This is a genomic window from Agilicoccus flavus (genome assembly GCF_014857905.1).
Classification (GTDB): domain Bacteria; phylum Actinomycetota; class Actinomycetes; order Actinomycetales; family Dermatophilaceae; genus Agilicoccus; species Agilicoccus flavus.
Genome location: NZ_JACYXE010000001.1, coordinates 492,913 through 510,671, shown reverse-complemented (window position 1 = coordinate 510,671; position 17,759 = coordinate 492,913). Strand labels below are relative to the sequence as shown.

The following is a 17,759-nucleotide window of genomic DNA, read 5'->3' as shown; positions in this document are numbered from 1 at the left end:
CCCGCTCGCGTCGGCCGGGTGCCGCGCGGCGCGACCCCGTGGGGTCGGACCGGGGCGGAGGCGAGTCGGGTGCGTCGCCGCGGCGCGGCGCGTCGGGCGCTCAGGGGCGCGCGGCCGTGGTCGGCCTTCATCGCCCGGTCTCCGTGCGGGGCGCGCCGGGTCGTGCGGTGCTGCGGGGCGCGCGGGTGCGCGCGGGCGTCCTGCCCATTGGTGCCGTCCCTCCGTGGAAGGAGCCGACGCCGCAGACGTCCGCGTGCCCTCCTGGCGATGCGGACGCGACGTGACTCGCTCGACGGCCATATCGGCAGGTCCCGCGCTCCCCTGAGCGGCGGCGCAGCCACGGGCGACGGTCGCGGTTCTCGCCGGGTGTCGCGCACGTCACAGACCGCGGTCGACGCCGCTGATCGCGTACCGTCGAGCCCATGGCCCGCCCGCACGCCGCCGCGCTCGTCGAAGACGCGGTCAATCGGAAGATCACCGACGTCCTGCGCGGGCGGGGGTGGGAACCGAGCGCCATCGCGCATCCCGGCTACGGCAGCGAGAGCTTCGTCCGCGTCCTCGGCCGCATCCTGCTCACGCGCGTGCCCATGCCCGACGACGAGCCCGACGCCCAGGCGCAGGCCGCGAGCACCCTGCGCGAGCGGGCCGAGGCGCAGGTGCGGGGGTGGCGGGCGTTCATGACGGCGCAGGCCGCCGACGCCGAGGCCGTCATCACCGTGGGCGGGCGCGAGCACCGGACGCGCACCGACCGCAGCGGGTACATCGACACGGTCATCGAGGACCACGGCCTGCAGCCGGGCTGGCAGCGCCTCACCATCGCGCCAGTGGGGGGCGACCCCGTCCCCGCCGACGTCTACATCGTCGCGGCCGACCAGACGTTCGGGGTGGTCAGCGACATCGACGACACCGTGATGATCACCGCCCTGCCCCGTCCCCTCATCGCCGCGTGGAACACGTTCGTCCTGCACGAGCAGGCGCGCAGCGTCGTGCCCGGCATGGCGCCGATGTACCGCGACCTGCTCGCCGACCATCCCGGGGCGCCGATCTTCTACCTCTCGACCGGAGCGTGGAACACGTGCGGCAACCTCACGCGCTTCCTGCGCCGGCACGGGTACCCCGCCGGGCCGTTGCTGCTCACCGACTGGGGCCCCACGAACACCGGCTGGTTCCGGTCGGGCCAGGACCACAAGCGCGAGAGCCTGCACCGGCTGACCCGCGAGTTCCCTCACATCCAGTGGGTGCTCGTCGGCGACGACGGCCAGCACGACCCGAAGATCTACGGCGACTTCGCCCGCGACCGCGCCGACGTCGTGCGCGCCATCGGGATCCGCGAGCTCACCCCGGCCGAGCAGGTGCTCTCGCACGGCATCCCCGTGTCGAACGAGGGCTTCGCGCCGCGCGTGGCCCGGCCGGCGCCGGCGGTCAGGGCCCCCGACGGCTACGGGCTGCTGCCCAAGCTCAAGGCGATCCTCTCGGGGGCCGAGCCGCTGGCCTGAGGCCTCCACGCGCGGCGGGACGGCGCGAAGGACGGCCGGGTCGGAGCGGGTCACATGTCGCCCGGCTCGTAGGTCTGGGCCGTCTCGACGAGCACCTCGTGGAACCCCATCTCGGCCGGCGCCCGCACCCGGTCGTGCCGGTGGGCGAGGAGGATGCGGCGCGCCGGGGCGCTCTGCCCGAGCGAGACGATCCGGACGCGGGGGTGCTTGTTGACGACCGCGGTGCGCGGGGCCAGCGCCACCCCCAGGCCGACGCTGACCATCGCCTGCGCCTCCTGGTAGTCGTTGGCCTCGAACGAGATCCGCGGCTCGAAGCCCGCGGCCACGGCGCTGCGGCGCAACACCTCGACGACCGGGTGGTCGTTGGAGCGGATGATCCACGCCTCGGACGCCAGCTCCCGGAGGGTGACCTCCCGGCGCCGGGCCATGGGGTGGTCGGCGGCGACGACGAGTGCGGTGGGGTCCTGGAAGAGGGGGGTCAGGGCGAAGCGGGCGGCGTCGAGCCGCGCCCACTCGTAGTCCCAGAGCAGCGAGAGGCCGATGCGGCCGTCCTCCAACATCGCGACGAGCGCGTTCTCGCGTTCGCTGCGGATCGTCAGGGTCACCGACGGGTGGAGCTCGCGGAAGCGGCGGACGGCGATGGGCACGAACGAGCTGCCGACCGTCGGGAAGGTCCCGAACTCGAGGTGTCCGCGCCGCAGGCCGGCGATCTCGCGCAGGTCGGCCTCGGCGGCGGAGAGCTGCCGGACGACGCGCCGCGCGTGGGCGGCGAGGACCGTTCCCGCGTCGGTGGGGGCCATGCCCCGGGCGTTCCGCTGCAGGAGCGGTTGCCCGACCTCGCGCTCGAGGCGGCGGAGCTGCTGCGACACCGCGGAGGGGGAGTAGGACAGGAGATCGGCGGCGCCGGTCACCGATCCGGACTCGACGACGGCGAGCAGGATGCGCAGTCGGGTGACGTCCAGCACGTCGTCTCACCTCGTGGACGGTTGTCGGAGAATCGGATGAAGCTTTGCTTCACCTTACGGCGCATGTGCTGAATCTACTTCACGAACTGCGACCCGGCGTCGCTGCGGGAGGCGTGACGCGCCGGTCGGGAGCGCCCTCGGCGGGGGTTCCACGTCGCCAATGAAGTGATGCTTCACCCCGGTGCAGCTGTTGCACCTGGCGCTTCAGGCGCGGTGGCGACACAGTGGCGCTCACCCGATGAAAGGAGTGGGCGTGATCGCGATTCCGGCCACGTGGATGCGTGGCGGCACCAGCAAGTGTTGGGTCTTCCGCCGCGACGACCTCGACGTCCCCGGCCGCACCGTCGACGAGGTCCTGCTGGGCCTGTACGGCAGCCCGGATGCCCGCCAGGTGGACGGTGTGGGCGGCGGCACCTCGACGACGAGCAAGGCCGTCATCCTGTCCCCGTCCGACCGCCCCGACATCGACGTGGACTACACGTTCGCCCAGGTCGGCATCGACGAGGCCGTCGTCGACTGGGGCAGCAACTGCGGCAACTGCTCCGCCGTCGTCGCCGCGTTCGCGGTGTACTCCGGCTGGGTCGAGCCCGACCCCTCCGGTGAGACGACCGTGCGCGTGCTCAACACGAACACCGACCAGGTCATCGTCCAGCACCTGCCGACCCCCGGCGGACGGCTCCTCGACACCCCGAGCGTGGCGATCCCCGGCGTTCCGGGCCTCGGCGCCCCCGTGCGGATGGGCTTTGTCGACCCCGCCGGGCGCAGCACCGGCACCCTGCTCCCCACGGGACGGGCCACGGACGAGCTGGCCGCCCCCGCGGGGACCTACGCCGTGAGCATGGTCGACGCGGGCGCGCCCGTCGTCGTCGTCGACGTGACGGCCCTCGGATACCCGGCCGACCAGGACCCGCACTCCATCGACCTCGGGGCGCAGACCCTCGCCACGCTCGACGGGATCCGCCGGGCGGGCGCCGTCGCGATGGGGCTCGCGCCCTCGCCCGAGGCGGCCGCCCGCGCCGTGCCGAAGCTCGCCGTCGTCGGCGCCCCCACCGCTGAGGGCGGGCAGCTCGGGATCCAGATGCTGTCGATGGGCACCCCCCACCCGGCGGTCCCGATCACCGGCAGCGTCGCGCTGACGCTCGCCGCCCGCACCCCGGGCACCGTCGTCTCCGACCGCGTGGGCGCGCTCCCCGAACCGGCCGGCGGCCTGCGCCTCGACACCCCGGCGGGGTTGGTCGAGACCTTCGCCGAGCGGGACGGCGACGTCGACGTCGTCGGCGCCGTCCGCACCTACCGGCGGCTGGCCGAGGGCGTCGCCTATCTGTCCGCCGACCCCGCCGACACCCCGCCGTCCCACCACGTCACCGACGACGTCGACACGGAGGCCCGCGATGCCTGAACGCCTCGATCCCGCCGAGCCCGCGCAGCTGATCACCCATCCCACCGACCCGCCCCCGCCGTCCCGGCGCACCGCGCTCGGCATCATGGGCGGCTTCGCGGTCCTGGCCGGCCTCGGCACCGTCTTCGGTGGCGACCTGCTCAACCCGCCCTCCTCCACCGAGGACGGCGACTACGAGGGGGAGACCCTCGAGTTCCTCATCCCCATCGCCGAGGGCGGCGGCACCGACACGTGGGCCCGCTTCGTCGGGACCGAGCTCGTCAAGATCGTCCCCGGCCACCCGGGGTTCGCGCCGATCAACGAAGCCGGCGGCGAGGGCATCACGGGCACGAACCACTTCGCCCTCTCGGCTCGCCCCGACGGCACCGAGGTGCTCGTCAGCACCGCGACGACCGTCGTGCCCTACCTGCTGAAGAAGCACGCGGTGAAGTACGACTACACGCAGATGCAGCCCATCGTCGCCAACGGCACCGGCGCGGTCGTCTACGCCCGCGCCGCGGCCGGCGTCAAGGGACTGCGCGACCTCGTCGGCCGCAGCACGCCCCTGCGCTTCGGCGGCATCACCGCGACCGGGCTGGACCTGACGACGCTGCTCGCCTTCGACCTGCTCGAGATGGACGTCGAGGCGATCTTCGGCTTCGAGGGCCGCGGCCCCGTCAACCTCGCGCTGCAGCGCGGCGAGATCGACATCGACTACGCGACGACCTCGGCCTACCCGGCGGCGGTCGGCGGGCTCGTCAAGGACAAGTCGGCGGTGGCGCTCTTCAGCCTCGGCCAGGTCGACGAGGCCGGGAACGTCGTGCGCGACCCGAACTTCGAGGACCTGCCGACCGTGGTCGAGGCGTACACCCAGCTCCACGGGGGCGCGCCCGACCCGCAGAAGCTCGCGGCCTACCGCACCGTGCTCGGGGTCACCTACACCTACCAGAAGGCGCTCTGGGTGCCCGGCGCGACGCCGACCGCCGCCGTCGAGCTCCTGCGGACGAGCGCCGAGAAGCTCGGCGCCGACGCGGGCTTCGTCAAGGCCGCCAAGAAGGTCCTCGGCGGCTACCCGCTCGACGCCGCCGGCGACCTGCGCGCCCGGATGCAGAAGGCGTACACGGTCGACGACGCCCTGCGGGAGCGCATCGTCACCTTCCTGAAGTCCACCTACAACGTCGCGATCGACTGAGGAGCCCACGATGCTCGATGCTGCGCTCGCCGCGCTCCAATCCCTGGCCCAACCCTCCCTGCTGCTCATGCTGTTCGCCGGGGTCGTCGCGGGTCTCGTCATGGGTCTCATCCCCGGTCTCGGCGGGACCGGGGCGGTCGCGATCCTCCTGCCGATCACGTTCGGCATGGACCCCTCCCAGGCGTTCGCCCTGCTCATCGGTGCCCTGGCCGTCGTGCACACCTCCGACACCGTCTCGGCCGTCCTCCTCGGGGCGCCCGGCTCGGCGTCGGCGAGCGTGACGATGCTCGACGGCTATTCGATGGCGAAGAAGGGGCAGGCCAAACGCGCGCTGTCGCTGGCCTTCCTCTCCTCGATGGCCGGCGGTCTCATCGGCGCGCTCGGCCTCACCCTGGCCGTGCCGCTGGCCCGGCCGCTCGTGCTGTCCTTCGCCAGCCCCGAGCTGTTCATGCTCACCGTCCTCGGCGTCGCGCTGGCCGCCGTGCTCTCCCGCGGCAACGTCGCCAAGGGCCTCGCCACCGGCTTCCTCGGCCTGCTCCTCGGGCTCGTCGGGATGTCGCCGACGACCGCCGAGGAGCGCTTCACCTTCGGCTCGCTGTTCCTCGGCGACGGGCTCTCGCTCGTCGCGGTGGCCCTCGGCATCTTCGGCCTCGCCGAGATCGCCACCCGCGTCAACCAGCGGGTCGTCGACCGCGACATGGTCACCCTCGGCGGTGCCGGTTGGGGCGCCGGCATCCGCGAGTGGCTCACCCACTGGACGCAGGTCATCCGCGGCGCGCTCATCGGCATCTGGGCCGGTGTGCTGCCCGGCGTCGGCGCCACCGCCGGCACCTGGCTCGCGTACGGCCAGGCCGTCGCGACCGCGAAGGACAAGCGCAACTTCGGCAAGGGCGACCCGCGCGGCATCGTCGGCCCCGAGAGCGCGAACAACTCCGTCGAGGCGGGCGACCTCATCCCCACGCTGCTCTTCGGCATCCCCGGCGGCGTCCCGTCGGCCATGCTGCTCGGGATGCTGCTGACCTACGGCATCCAGCCGGGGCCGTCGATCGTCAGCGAGCACCTCGACCTCATGTACCTCATCATCTGGTGCTTCGCGATCGCCTCGGTCGTCGGTGCGTTCTTCTGCTTCCTCGCCACGCCGGCGCTGGCCAAGCTGACGAAGGTCCCCTTCGCCGTCCTCGCCCCCGGGCTGCTCGCCATCATGCTGCTCGGCGCCTTCCAGGAGGGCGGCCAGATCGGCGACCTGTGGATCATGATCGTGCTCGGCGCCGTCGGCTGGCTCTTCAAGGCGACCGACTTCCCGCGCGCGCCGTTCCTCATCGGCTTCGTCCTCGCGATTCCGATGGAGCGCTACTACTACCTCACCGAGAGCCTGTACGACGGCCTCGGCTGGATGGCCCGTCCCGGGGTGCTCGTCTTCCTCGCGATCCTCATCGGGCCGGCGCTCTGGGCGCTGTTCAAGGCGATCCGCGCCCGCCGCAAGGTCTCGGCCGACGACGGCCATCGTCTCGGCGACGACCTGCGGCACGACGACGACGAGGAGGAGGGCGAGGGCTACCTGTCCGACTCGCCCTGGTCGCTCGCGGCCAGCGTCGGGATGGCGGCGATCTTCGTCGCCGCGCTCGTCGCCGCGCAGTCGTTCTCGTCCGGGGCCCAGCTCATGCCGCGGCTCGTCGCCGTCGGCGGGTTGCTCGTCTGCCTCGTGCGGATCGTGCAGGAACTCCGGGCCCGACGCGCCCGGACCACTCCGGCCCCCGGGTGGCGCCCCGAGGTGGGGGTGGCGCTCGTGACCTTCGTCGGCATGGCGTTCTTCCTCGCGCTCGTCATGCTCACCGGGTACCTGGCCGCAGTCCTGCTCTTCGTGCCCGGGGTCCTGCTCTACGTGGCGCGGGCCCGGCCCAAGACCGTCGTCATCTACGGCGTCGTCTTCGCCCTCGTCGTCCTCGCCCTCCCCACGCTGCTCCCGGTGGACCTGCCGCGCAGCATCTTCGGCTGACCCGCACCTCGAGAAAGGAACTCCCCATGACCATCGTCGTGGCCTTCGCCGACACCCCGCCCGGGCACGCCGCCCTCCGTTACGCCGCCCAGATGTCCCGGAACGGGGGCGGGCCGATCGTGCTCGCCGCCGCCGAGCACAAGGGCGGCGCCACCGTCGAGCGCGCCCTCGAGATCCTCGACGGGGCGGACGACCTGCCGATCTCGGTGAGCGACACCGAGCTGCACGACCCGAGCGACCGGGTCATCCAGACCGCGCAGGCGGTGGACGCCGATCACATCGTCGTCGGGCTGCGGCAGCGGTCCCCGGTGGGCAAGCTGCTGCTCGGCAGCACGGCCCAGCGGATCCTGCTCGAGGCCACGTGCCCCGTCGTGGCGGTCAAGGCGACCTGACGCGGCACCCCACGCGACAACGGGCCCGGGGACAGCAGTCCCCGGGCCCGTCTGCCCGTCAGCACCGGTCGGACGGTGTGGCGACGCGTCCCACCGGAGCCATCTGGAGGGGGCGAACCCGGCCGACCTGAGGATTACGTTAGGTATGCCTTGCCTTGGTGTCAAGCGCCCTATCGGGTTAGGCTCGCCTCACCCGATCAGGAGGCCGCCCCGATGCCCTCACCGATACCCGTCGTCGTCCTCGCCGGCACCGACGCGGTCGACCTCGACGTCGCCGCGAGCGGGATCCTCTGCGACGTCGAGGGGTTCGTCGCGCTTCGGCTCGAGCTCGACCGGGGGGCCGGGCCGGGGGAGCCCGCCGACGTCGACACGTTGTCCTGGGCCGCGGCCGACCTCGCCGGCCTCGTCGCCCGCGGCGGCGGCTCCGTGCGGCGTGACTGCACCGCCTGCTGCGTCCGGGAGAGCGTCACCGACCTCCTCGAGCAGCTCCACGCGGCCGGCCGGTGGCGCGGGTGCGTCGTCGCTCTGCCGCCCGGGGTCGAGCCGCTCTCGCTCGCGCTGCGGCTGAGCCGGGGATGCTCGGCCGACGGGCCGCTGCCGGACCGGTTCGCGCTGCGCCACGTCGTGGCCGTCGTCAGCGACGACCCCACGGCCCGGCTCCTGGAGGGCGGGCCCGAGGAGGAGGGCGGGCCGCGGACCCGCTCCGAGATCCTCGCCGCCCAGGTCGAGAGCTCCGACACGGTCGTGCTCGCCCGCGACGCGACGCCCACCGACGAGTCCCTGCTGCGCCACCTCGCCCGCCACGACGCCGGCCTCGTCCGGGGCCTTTCCCACCTCGACGGGCGGGAGCTGTTCCGCCGCGGCCACGACATCACCCGCACGCTCGCGCACGCCGACCCGCGCACGTGCCGGGCCTCGGGGGCGCTGGACGTCGCCGACGTCGTCACCGTCGAGGTCGCCACCTGGAAACCGTTCCACCCCGACCGGCTGCTCGCCCGCCTCGAACACCTCGCGATGAGCCGGGCCCGGTGCCGCGGCGCGTTCTGGCTGCCCGGGCGGCCCGACGTCACGCTCGTCCTCGACGCCACCGGCGGATCGATCTCCATCGGCTCCGGGGGCGACTGGCGCGGGCGCGCCCGGTGCTCCCGCCTCGTGGTCACGTGCCACGCGGCGTGGGCCCAGGAGCTGCGCTCCGTGCTCGAGGCGGCCGTGATGACCGACGCCGAGCTGGTCCACGGCCTCGACGCGTGGGCCGACCGGTCCGACGGGTTCGAGGCGTGGGTCGGCCGGCGGGCCGGCGACCGCGGCTGAGGGCGGACCCGTGCGCGGCGAGGCCGTGCCGCCGTGAATCGTCGTGCGCCTTCGTGGCCCGCCGTGAATCGTCGTGAGCCCCAGCGGGCCGCCGAGGGCGGACCCCGGGCCGGGTGCTGCGGCACAATGGCGCCATGCCCGAGCTTCCGCAGGTGCAGGCGCTCGCCGACTTCCTCACCGCCCGGCTCGACGGGCTCGCGGTGACGGGGGTGGAGTGCGGGTCCATCGCGGTGTTGAAGACGTACGACCCGCCCCCGCAGGCCCTCGCCGGGCTGCTCGTCGCGGGCGTGAGCCGGCACGGCAAGTTCATCGACCTCGACTGCGACGGCCTGCACCTCGTGTTCCACCTCGCCCGGGCGGGGTGGCTGCGCTGGTCCGAGGCGATCCCGGCGACGACGATCCGCCCCGGCAAGTCGCCCATCGCGCTGCGGGTGCGCTTCAGCGACGACAGCGGCTTCGACCTCACGGAAGCGGGCACGAAGAAGGGCCTCGCCGCCTACCTCGTCACCGACCCGGCGCAGGTGCCGGGCATCTCGACGCTCGGGCCCGACCCGCTCGCGGCCGACTTCGACCGGGCGGCGTTCGCAGGGATCCTCGGGGAGCGCAAGAAGCAGATCAAGGGCCTCCTGCGGGACCAGAGCGTCATCGCCGGCGTCGGGAACGCCTACTCCGACGAGATCCTCCACGTGGCCAGGCTGTCGCCGTTCGCCCTCGCCGGGTCTCTCGACGAGGCCGAGGTGGAGCGCCTGTACGTCGCGCTGCGCGAGACCCTCGCCGACGCCGTGGCGCAGGCCGCGGGCAAGCCCGCGAAGGACCTCAAGGACGCGAAGCGGGCGGGGATGCGCGTGCACGGGCGGACGGGGGAGGCGTGCCCGGTGTGCGGGGACGTCGTGCGGGAGGTGTCGTTCGCCGATTCCTCGCTGCAGTACTGCGCCGCGTGCCAGACGGGCGGCAAACCCCTCGCGGACCGGCGGATGTCGCGGCTGCTCCGGTAGCGCGCCCTCCGTGGGCGCGTCGACAGCTCGGACGGCGCCCGGCCTGTGGGTGCGAGACGAGGTGAGCGCGACCGCGGGGGCGGTGCGAGGATTCACGCATGGACATCCGTGAGACACATCACACCGAGGTCGCCGACAACGCCGTCCTCCTCGACGTGCGCGAGCCGGACGAGTGGGCGCGCGGGCACGCCCCCGACGCCGTGCTCATCCCGCTCGGCGAGCTGCCGACCCGCCTGAACGAGGTGCCGCAGGGCAGCCCGCTCGTCGTCACCTGCCGCAGCGGCGGCCGGTCCGCGCGGGCGGTCGCGTTCCTCAACGCGAACGGCATCGACGCGGTCAACCTCTCCGGCGGCATGCTCGAGTGGCATCGGTCGGGGCGGCCCATGACGCACGACGGGCCCGGATGCCCCGAGGTCCACTGACCTTGCGCCTCAGACGTGCAGCCGGGAGAGGAAGCGGCGGGTCCGCTCGTGCTCGGGGTGGTCGAGGACCTGCGCGGGCGCACCGCGCTCGATGATGCGTCCACCGTCGAGGACGCAGACCGTGTCGGCGACCTGGCGGGCGAAACCCATCTCGTGGGTGTTGAGGATCATCGTCATGCCCTCGTCCTTGAGGGAGCGCAGCAGGTCGAGCACCTCGCCGACGAGCTCGGGGTCGAGGGCCGAGGTCACCTCGTCGAGCAGCATGAGCGCGGGCCGGTTGACCAGGGCCCGCGCGATGGCGACCCGCTGCTGCTGGCCCCCGGACAGCTCGTCGGGGCGCGCGGCCGCCTTGTCGGCCAGCCCGACCCGCTCGAGCATCGACATCGCCCGTTCGCGCGCCTGCGCCCGGGGCACGCGGTGGACGCGGACCGGCGCGAGCGTCACGTTGTCGAGGACGCTCATGTGGGGGAAGAGGTTGTAGCTCTGGAAGACGACGCCCATGCGGGCCCGGACGGCGTCGACGCGGACGCGGGGATCGGCGATGTCGTCGCCCTGCAGTTCGAGGAGGCCGTCGTCGATGCGTTCGAGGAGATTGACGCACCGCAGCACCGTCGACTTGCCCGACCCCGAGGCGCCGATGAGGACGACGCACTCGCCGGCATGCACGTCGAGGTCGACGTCGGCCAGGACCACGTGATCGCCGAACGCCTTGCGCAGGCCGCGCGCCCGCAGGACCGGGGTGTCGGCGGGGGAGGCCGCGGCAGGCGTGTCGGGAGCGGCGGCGCGGTCGTCGCGGCGGGTCATACGACGCCTCCCGGTCCGTGGTGGCCGGCCCGGCGCGCGACGCGGTCGGCGATCCGGGCCATGGGGATCGTCAGGGCGACGAAGACGAGGCCGGCGACGACGTACGGGGTGTAGTTGAAGTCGTCGGCGGTGGCGATCTGGGCGGCGCGGATCGCGTCGATGACGCCGAGGACGGCGACGAGCCCGGAGTCCTTCTGGAGCGAGACGAGGTCGTTCATCAGCGGCGGCAGGACGCGTCGGATCGCCTGGGGGAGGACGACGAACCGCAGGGTCTGAGCGTGGCTCAGCCCGAGGGAGCGGGCGGCCGCCCGTTGCGACGGGTGGATCGACTCGATGCCCGCGCGGAACACCTCGGCCACGAACGACGAGTAGGACAGGACGAGCGCGACGCAGCCCCAGAAGAGGAGCGAGTCGGGCAGGCCCTGGAGCTGCAGGGCGGGCACGCCGAACCCGAGCAGGTAGATGAGCAGGAGCAGCGGCAGGCCCCGGAACACGTCGGTGTAGACGGTGGCGGCGATCCGCAGCGGGAACGCGACCGGCCCGGTCAGGGTCCGCAGGATCGCGACGGTGAGCCCGAGGATCGCGATGGTCACGCCGCAGCCGACCATGATGCGGACGTTGAGCCACAGGCCCTCGAGGATCGAGGGCAGGGCCCGGGCCGCGTGCTCGGCGCTGAAGAACGTCTCCTGCACGCGCGGCCAGCCGGGTGACGTCGTCAGCGCGACGACCGCCGCGGTGGCCACGATCGCCGTACTCGCCGCCGCGACGAGGCGGGACCGCCGCGCCCGGGCCCGGCGCACGGCCTCCCGCTCGAGCTGGCGCTCCGAGGGGCGCCACGCCTCGGCCGGGGCGGCGGCGCCCGGCCCGGGGGCCGGGGTGGGGCCCGCGCTCGTCACGACAGCTCGGGGGCGCCTGCCCCCGTGAGGTACTGCTTCGCGAGGCGGTCGAGGGTGCCGTCGGTGCGGAGGCCGTTGACGGCCTGGCTCACGCACGAGGTGAGGGGCGAGCCCTTGGCGAGGACAGCGCCGAACTGCTCGGTCGCGCCCCCGGAGGCCGGGAGTTGGCCGACGATGACGCCGTCGTCGAGCTGCGCCGCGGTCATGTAGAACGCGGTGGGCAGGTCGACGACGAGACCGTCGATCTGCTTGTTCTTCAGCGCCTGTACGGCGGCGTCGTTGGAGTCGAACACGGCGGGCGCCGCGCTCGCGCCGATGACGTCGCCGATGGCCTTGAGCGAGGTCGTGCCCACCTGGGCCCCGAGCTTGGCGGGCTTGAGATCGGCGATCTTCGTCGTGCCGGCGATCTTGCTCCCCTTCGTCGTGATGACGGTCTGGCGCACGTCGTAGTACCCGCTGGAGAAGTCGACGGCCTTCTTGCGCTGGTCGCTGATGGACACCTGGTTGAGGTCGAGGTCGAAGGTCTTCGTCCCGGGCGCGTAGGCGGAGTTGAACGGCACGACGGCCCAGGCGACCTCGTTCTTCGCGTAGCCGAGCTTCTCGGCGAGGGCGTAGGCGACGGCCGACTCGTAGCCCTGTCCGTTGCTCGGGTCGTTCTTCGCGAACCACGGCTCGTAGGCGGGCTTGTCGGTGCCCACGGTGAGCGTCCCCGGCTTCAGGGTCTGCAGCGAGTCCTTCGTGCAGGAGGCCGAGGTCGCCGGGGCCGAGGAGGCGCCGCCGGCCTGGTCCTTCGGCGCCGCGCAGCCGGCGAGACCGATCGCGGCGATCAGCGCCGACGTGAACAGGGCGGGGCGGAGCAGGCGCATGGGGACTCCCGGTGGGGACTGGGGCTGCCGAGGCGGGGCGGGCCGCGGGCGGGCTGGGCGTGGACGACGACAGGCTAGCGGCCCGTCCGTGGACCACCGCCCGTCGTCTCTGCAGGTGGGGCGGGGAACGTCGTCCGTGGGTGCGGGCGCTCGCCTAAACTGGAGCCTCCGCCGCGGCCGTGCCCGCGTCGTGGGCGAGGGGTCGAGGATGAGTGTGCAGGTGGCGGAGCGTGACGCCCGGGTCGAGGCGGTGGGGGACGCCTTCTTCGACGCCGCGTCCCGGCTCGACAGCAACGGGATGCGCGAGGCGCTCGTCGAATGCAGCGCCGTGCACGGCGTCGACGTCGTGGTGGCCGACGTCATCGTCCCCGCGCTGCGTCGCATCGGGGACCTGTGGGAGGAAGGCCGGCTCAGCGTGCTCCACGAGCACGTCGCCTCCCAGGTGATCCGGTCCGTCGTCGACGACTTCGGTCAGTCAGCCGACCGGGAGGGGCGCCCCGCCGTCGTCCTCGCCTGCCCGCCGGGTGAACTGCACGAACTCCCGTCGCACCTGTTCGCCGCGATGCTCCGGGTCCGGGGGTGGGTGCCCATCGTGCTCGGCGCGAACACGCCGTGGCGGGCCACGGTACGGTCGCTGAGCTCGTTCCGGGCGCAGGCCTGCCTCATCTCGGGGATCCGCGCCGGGAGCCTCGCGTCCCGCGGCGCCGGCCTGAGCCGGATGGCGCGCTCGGTGTGCGTTCTCTGCGTGTCTCTGTCGAGTCGGCTAGATCCGCGGATAGTTTTCTCGCGTGGATCCCATTCGCAACCCCTACGCGCCCGGGGCCGGGCAGCGTCCTCCGGAGCTCGCCGGCCGTGACGAGCAGCTGAAGACCTTCGAGGTCGTGCTCGAGCGCATCGCCCGCGGGCGGCCCGAGCGCTCGATCCTGCTGACCGGTCTGCGCGGCGTCGGCAAGACGGTCCTGCTCAACGCGCTGCGGGGCGCCGCCGTGCGGGCCGGGTGGGGCAGCGGCAAGTTCGAGGCGCGCCCCGAGCAGGGGTTGCGGCGCCCGATGAGCGCGGCGCTGCACGTGGCCGTCCGCGAGCTGGGTCACCCGCAGGGCGACGACGTCGACCAGGTGCTCGGCGTCATCAAGGCGTTCGCGCTGCGCGACGCCCCCGCCAACGCGAAGCTGCGCGAGAAGTGGCAGCCCGGTATCGACGCCCCCGCCCAGACGGGGCGCGCCGACTCCGGCGACATCGAGATCGACCTCGTCGAGCTGCTCACGGACGTGGGCGGGCTCGCGGCCGACGTCGGCAAGGGCGTGGCGATCTTCATCGACGAGATGCAGGACCTCGGCAGCGACGACATCTCGGCGCTGTGCGCCGCCTGCCACGAGATCAGCCAGAACGGGCTGCCGGTCATCGTCGTCGGCGCCGGCCTGCCGCACCTGCCGGCGGTGCTGTCGGCGAGCAAGTCGTACTCGGAGCGACTGTTCCGCTACACCCGCATCGACCGTCTCGACCGGGAGGCCGCCGAGTTCGCGCTGCAGTCGCCGGCGCGGGACGAGGAGTCGGAGTGGGGCGCGGACGCGCTCGAGGCGATGTACGTCGCCACCGGCGGGTATCCGTACTTCATCCAGGCGTACGGGAAGGTCGCGTGGGACGTGGCGCCCCGGTCGCCGATCACCGCCGAGGACGTGACGGTCGCCGGCCCCGAGGCGGAGGAAGAACTCGGGGTCGGGTTCTTCGGGTCGCGGTTCGAGCGGGCGACGCCCGGGGAGCGGGAGTACCTGCGCGCCATGGCCGACGTCGCCGCCGAGCTGTTCGCCGCCGGCGAGGAGCTCGACGAGTCGGAGTCCGTGCCGACCGCCGCCGTGGCCAAGCACCTCGACCGCAAGCCGCAGTCGCTCTCGCCCGCCCGCGACGGGTTGCTCAAGAAGGGCCTCATCTACTCCGGCGAGCGCGGCCGCATCGCCTTCACCGTGCCGCACTTCGGGAAGTACCTGCGCAACTCGGCGTGAGGTGAGGGCCTCGTCGGGTGGCGAGGCCTTGCCCAGGGCGTCGGTGAGCGCCGGGGACTCGGCGTCGCGGCGCTCACGCGAGAGGTCACGCAGTTTCGACGATGTCGCGACGACGCCGTTGACGCGTCGTGTGAGCCGGGCCGAGCGCAGGAATCGCCGCGCGGTCGAGGCGGCATGCGAGGGATGATCGAGGTGGGCGCCTCGCGCCTCGGCCTCTCGGGCACCGCCGCCGTCCTCGACGGCTCCCCGGCGTGCCGGGCCCGGCGGTGCCCGACGTCGGGCCAGCCCGACACATCGCACGCCAGGCAGCGGGATGGGCTTCTGACCAGGGGGTTCGTAGCGTGGACGACATGACCACAGACACCGCTCCAGCCCGCCGGCAGACGACCGCAGCCACGATGTCGTGGTCTCCGTCCCGCGTGATCGCCGACAGCGCGTACGTGCTCGTCGGGTTCCCGCTCTTCCTCACCGCGTTCGTCCCCGTCGTGGTCCTGATGACGGTCGGCGGCGCGACCATCATCCTGTGGGTCGGGGTGCCGCTGGCGATGGCCGGCCTCGTGCTGGCCCGCGGCACGGCGGCCGCTGAACGGGCGCTCCAACGCTCACTGCTCGCACGGACCCTGCCCGACCCCGTCCCCGCAGCACCACCGCCGTCCGGTCGGGGCGTCGTCGGCCAGGTGAGCTCGCTGTTCCGCGACCGGCAGCGGTGGGGGGACGCGGTCTTCGCGCTCCTCGCCTGGGTGCCCGGCCTCGCCTTCTGGTCGATCGCGATCTGCTGGTGGGTGACGATCCTCGCCGGGCTGTCCTATCCCGCCTGGCAGCGCTACCTGCCCGACGGCGAGCTGGGCGAGGGCATGGCCACCTGGCTGCACCTGCCGGACACGTTCGCGGCGCACGCCGTGTCCAACGTCGCGCTCGCCCTGATGCTCCTGGTGCTCGCACCACCCGTCATGCGTGGCCTGGCCGTGGCCCAGGCGGGGGTCAACGCCTGGCTGATGGACGCGCCGACCCGGACTCTGCGGCTCGAGGAGGCGCACCGCCGGCAGCTCGCCGACACCCGTGAGGCCGAGCTGGGCTCGCTGCAGCGGCTCGAGCGCGACATCCACGACGGCGCAGCAGCGGCTCGTCCGGCTGCAGATGGACCTCGCCCGGGCCGAGCGGCAGTGGGACCGCGACCCCGAGGCCGCTCGCGGCCTGCTCGCCTCCGCCACCGATCAGGCGCACGGCGCCCTCGACGACCTGCGGGCCGCCACCCGGGGCATCGCGCCGCCCGTCCTGCTCGACCGCGGTCTCGCCGCCGCCCTGGACGAGCTCGCCGGCCGCGCCGCCATCCTCACGCGCCTCAGCGTGGACGTGCCGCGGGTCAACCTCGGCTACGAGACCGCGCTCTACTTCTGCGTCACCGAGGCCCTCGCCAACGCCGCGAAGCACGCGCGCGCCAGCCGCGTCGACGTCCGCGTCCACGTGGACGGCCCCTGGGTCGTGGCGGAGGTCGAGGACGACGGCGTCGGGGGTGCGCACCTCGGCAAGGGCACCGGCCTCGCGGGCCTGGACCGGCGCCTGGCAGGTCTCGGGGGCCACCTGACGGTGACCTCGCCGCAGGGCGGGCCCACCGTCATCCGGGCGGAGGTGCCGTGCGTGTCGTGATCGGAGACGACTCCGTGCTGCTGCGCGAGGGTCTGCAGCTCCTGCTCGCCGACGACGGCCACGAGGTGGTGGCCGCCGTCGGCGACGGTCCGTCGTGGGTCGCGGCCATGCACGAGCACCGGCCCGACCTGGGGATCGTCGACGTCCGGATGCCGCCGAGCCACACCGACGAAGGGCTGCGCGCGGCGGTCGAGGTGCGACGGTCCTGGCCCGGTGCGGCCGTGCTCGTCCTGTCGCAGTACGTCGAGCGGTCCTACGCCGACGACCTGCTCGCGAGCGGGACCGGAGGGGTCGGTTACCTGCTCAAGGACCGGGTCAGCGACATCGATGGCTTCCTCGGGGCCCTCGACCAGGTGCGGGCCGGCTCCACGGTCATCGATCCGCAGGTGGTGAGGCAGCTCATGGCCCGACCCGGTGGACCCGGCCCCCTCCAGCAGCTGACGCCGCGCGAGCGCGAGGTGCTGGGCCTGATGGCGCAGGGCTGCACCAACGCCGCCATCGCGGCACGGCTCGTCGTGACGGAGGGGGCCGTCGAGAAGCACACGCAGCGGATCTTCGCCAAGCTCGGGCTCGGCCCGGGCGACGGCCAGCACCGTCGGGTCACCGCGGTCCTGACCTTCCTGCGGGGCTGACACGCATGGGCCTTGGTCGGGGACCGGGACCCAGGTGCATGAGATGCAGTAACATCACGTGCATGCGGACCACGATGAGCATCGACGACGACGTTCTGGAGGTCGTCAAAGAGCGAGCACGCGACGAGGGTCGTACAGCAGGCGAAGTGCTGTCCGAGCTGGCGCGACAGGCCCTGACCAGGACGTCCCGTCCCACGACCGGGCGCCGCAACGGATTCCCCCTACTCCCCGCACGCGGCACGCCGGTGTCGGATGGTCTGGTCGACCGCATCCGCGACGAGGAGGGCGTGTGAGGCGGGCACTCCTCGACGTGAACGTCCTCATCGCGCTGATGGACCCCGACCACGCCGCTCACGAGCGCGTACATGCGTGGGCCGACGAGGGGTTGGTCGGGGGGTGGGCCACCTGTGCGCTCACGCAGAACGGGTTCGTCCGGGTCATCAGTCAGCCGCGCTACCCCAGCCCTCTTCCCGTCGGTGCCGCGATCGGCCTCCTCGGCGAGGCGACCGCGGACTCGCGGCACACCTTCTGGTCCTGCGAGCTGTCGCTGACCGATCCCTCGATCGTGTCGTCCCGTCTCCTGGGGCACCGCCAGATCACCGACACCTACCTCCTGGCCCTCGCCGTCTCGAACGACGGCGCTGTGGTGACGCTCGACGCGAACATCGACCCCACCACCGTCGCCGGAGCGAGCCGCGAGCATCTCGTCGTCGTGTGAGTCGTGAGTCGGACCCGGCCCAGGGAACCGGACGTCCGCAGCCGCAGCG

Annotated in this window: 18 protein-coding genes and 1 pseudogene; 15 read left to right on the top strand and 4 right to left on the bottom strand. The window is 73.3% G+C overall.

The genetic code is table 11. The features are described 5' to 3' along the window. Positions 1–422: 422 nt before the first annotated feature. Entirely contained in the window at positions 423–1,496 is a 1,074-nt protein-coding gene (locus ICW24_RS02320) for an App1 family protein phosphatidate phosphatase (RefSeq protein WP_226344088.1), read from the top strand. A gap of 50 nt (positions 1,497–1,546) precedes the next feature. Here ICW24_RS02320 and ICW24_RS02315 read toward each other — a convergent pair whose 3' ends face one another. Then, positions 1,547–2,461, bottom strand: a complete 915-nt coding sequence (locus ICW24_RS02315) for a LysR family transcriptional regulator (RefSeq protein WP_226344087.1) — start codon at positions 2,459–2,461, stop codon at positions 1,547–1,549. A gap of 253 nt (positions 2,462–2,714) precedes the next feature. Between ICW24_RS02315 and ICW24_RS02310 the strand changes: the two genes are divergently transcribed. The 7 genes from ICW24_RS02310 to ICW24_RS02280 all read left to right on the top strand — a co-directional run bounded on the left by ICW24_RS02310 (position 2,715) and on the right by ICW24_RS02280 (position 10,147). After that, positions 2,715–3,860 carry a PrpF domain-containing protein gene (locus tag ICW24_RS02310; RefSeq protein WP_307781273.1) on the top strand — a complete coding sequence of 382 codons (1,146 nt, stop codon included), beginning with the start codon at positions 2,715–2,717 and terminating at the stop codon, positions 3,858–3,860. Further along, a complete protein-coding gene (locus tag ICW24_RS02305) occupies positions 3,853–5,031 on the top strand; it encodes a type 2 periplasmic-binding domain-containing protein (RefSeq protein ID WP_226344086.1) in 1,179 nt (392 codons plus the stop codon). Before ICW24_RS02310 ends, ICW24_RS02305 begins: the two co-directional genes overlap by 8 nt. A gap of 10 nt (positions 5,032–5,041) precedes the next feature. Next, the gene (locus ICW24_RS02300; RefSeq protein ID WP_226344085.1) at positions 5,042–7,027 is read left to right on the top strand and encodes a tripartite tricarboxylate transporter permease; all 1,986 of its coding nucleotides are present in this window, start codon (positions 5,042–5,044) and stop codon (positions 7,025–7,027) included. A 26-nt stretch (positions 7,028–7,053) separates the two neighbouring features. Next, entirely contained in the window at positions 7,054–7,419 is a 366-nt protein-coding gene (locus ICW24_RS02295) for a universal stress protein (RefSeq protein WP_226344084.1), read from the top strand. A 213-nt stretch (positions 7,420–7,632) separates the two neighbouring features. After that, positions 7,633–8,730 carry a GTP-binding protein gene (locus ICW24_RS02290; RefSeq protein ID WP_226344083.1) on the top strand — a complete coding sequence of 366 codons (1,098 nt, stop codon included), beginning with the start codon at positions 7,633–7,635 and terminating at the stop codon, positions 8,728–8,730. A 134-nt stretch (positions 8,731–8,864) separates the two neighbouring features. Continuing rightward, positions 8,865–9,725: a DNA-formamidopyrimidine glycosylase family protein gene (locus ICW24_RS02285; RefSeq protein WP_226344082.1), complete on the top strand. Its 861-nt coding sequence runs from the start codon at positions 8,865–8,867 to the stop codon at positions 9,723–9,725. Between the two features lie 98 nt (positions 9,726–9,823). Further along, positions 9,824–10,147, top strand: coding sequence for a rhodanese-like domain-containing protein (locus ICW24_RS02280; protein WP_226344081.1), 324 nt, complete (start codon positions 9,824–9,826; stop codon positions 10,145–10,147). 9 nt (positions 10,148–10,156) lie between these two features. Here ICW24_RS02280 and ICW24_RS02275 read toward each other — a convergent pair whose 3' ends face one another. From ICW24_RS02275 to ICW24_RS02265, 3 genes are read right to left on the bottom strand one after another with little or no spacing between them, the layout of a single operon-like run. Continuing rightward, a complete protein-coding gene (locus ICW24_RS02275) occupies positions 10,157–10,951 on the bottom strand; it encodes an amino acid ABC transporter ATP-binding protein (protein WP_226344080.1) in 795 nt (264 codons plus the stop codon). Next, a complete protein-coding gene (locus tag ICW24_RS02270) occupies positions 10,948–11,847 on the bottom strand; it encodes an amino acid ABC transporter permease (RefSeq protein ID WP_226344079.1) in 900 nt (299 codons plus the stop codon). The genes ICW24_RS02275 and ICW24_RS02270 overlap by 4 nt, the downstream gene beginning before the upstream one ends. Then, complete coding sequence (locus ICW24_RS02265; protein WP_226344078.1) at positions 11,844–12,713, bottom strand: ABC transporter substrate-binding protein; 870 nt, start codon at positions 12,711–12,713, stop codon at positions 11,844–11,846. Before ICW24_RS02265 ends, ICW24_RS02270 begins: the two co-directional genes overlap by 4 nt. A 208-nt stretch (positions 12,714–12,921) precedes the next feature. Between ICW24_RS02265 and ICW24_RS02260 the strand changes: the two genes are divergently transcribed. The 7 genes and pseudogenes from ICW24_RS02260 (at position 12,922) to ICW24_RS02230 (ending at position 17,710) form a co-directional block, all read left to right on the top strand. Then, on the top strand, positions 12,922–13,569 hold the full coding sequence (locus ICW24_RS02260) for a cobalamin B12-binding domain-containing protein (RefSeq protein WP_226344077.1): 648 nt from the start codon (positions 12,922–12,924) through the stop codon (positions 13,567–13,569). Then, positions 13,502–14,713 carry an ATP-binding protein gene (locus ICW24_RS02255; RefSeq protein ID WP_226344076.1) on the top strand — a complete coding sequence of 404 codons (1,212 nt, stop codon included), beginning with the start codon at positions 13,502–13,504 and terminating at the stop codon, positions 14,711–14,713. Before ICW24_RS02260 ends, ICW24_RS02255 begins: the two co-directional genes overlap by 68 nt. Before the next feature lie 350 nt (positions 14,714–15,063). Continuing rightward, positions 15,064–15,696: pseudogene (locus ICW24_RS19855) on the top strand (sensor domain-containing protein); the annotation flags it as partial. A gap of 76 nt (positions 15,697–15,772) precedes the next feature. Further along, the gene (locus ICW24_RS02245; RefSeq protein WP_226344075.1) at positions 15,773–16,360 is read left to right on the top strand and encodes a sensor histidine kinase; all 588 of its coding nucleotides are present in this window, start codon (positions 15,773–15,775) and stop codon (positions 16,358–16,360) included. Continuing rightward, positions 16,348–16,992 (top strand): response regulator, encoded by a 645-nt coding sequence (locus ICW24_RS02240; protein WP_226344335.1) that lies wholly within the window; start codon positions 16,348–16,350, stop codon positions 16,990–16,992. The genes ICW24_RS02245 and ICW24_RS02240 overlap by 13 nt, the downstream gene beginning before the upstream one ends. A 62-nt stretch (positions 16,993–17,054) precedes the next feature. After that, the gene (locus ICW24_RS02235; protein WP_226344074.1) at positions 17,055–17,285 is read left to right on the top strand and encodes a ribbon-helix-helix domain-containing protein; all 231 of its coding nucleotides are present in this window, start codon (positions 17,055–17,057) and stop codon (positions 17,283–17,285) included. Next, on the top strand, positions 17,282–17,710 hold the full coding sequence (locus ICW24_RS02230; protein WP_226344073.1) for a TA system VapC family ribonuclease toxin: 429 nt from the start codon (positions 17,282–17,284) through the stop codon (positions 17,708–17,710). Before ICW24_RS02235 ends, ICW24_RS02230 begins: the two co-directional genes overlap by 4 nt. Positions 17,711–17,759 lie beyond the last annotated feature (49 nt).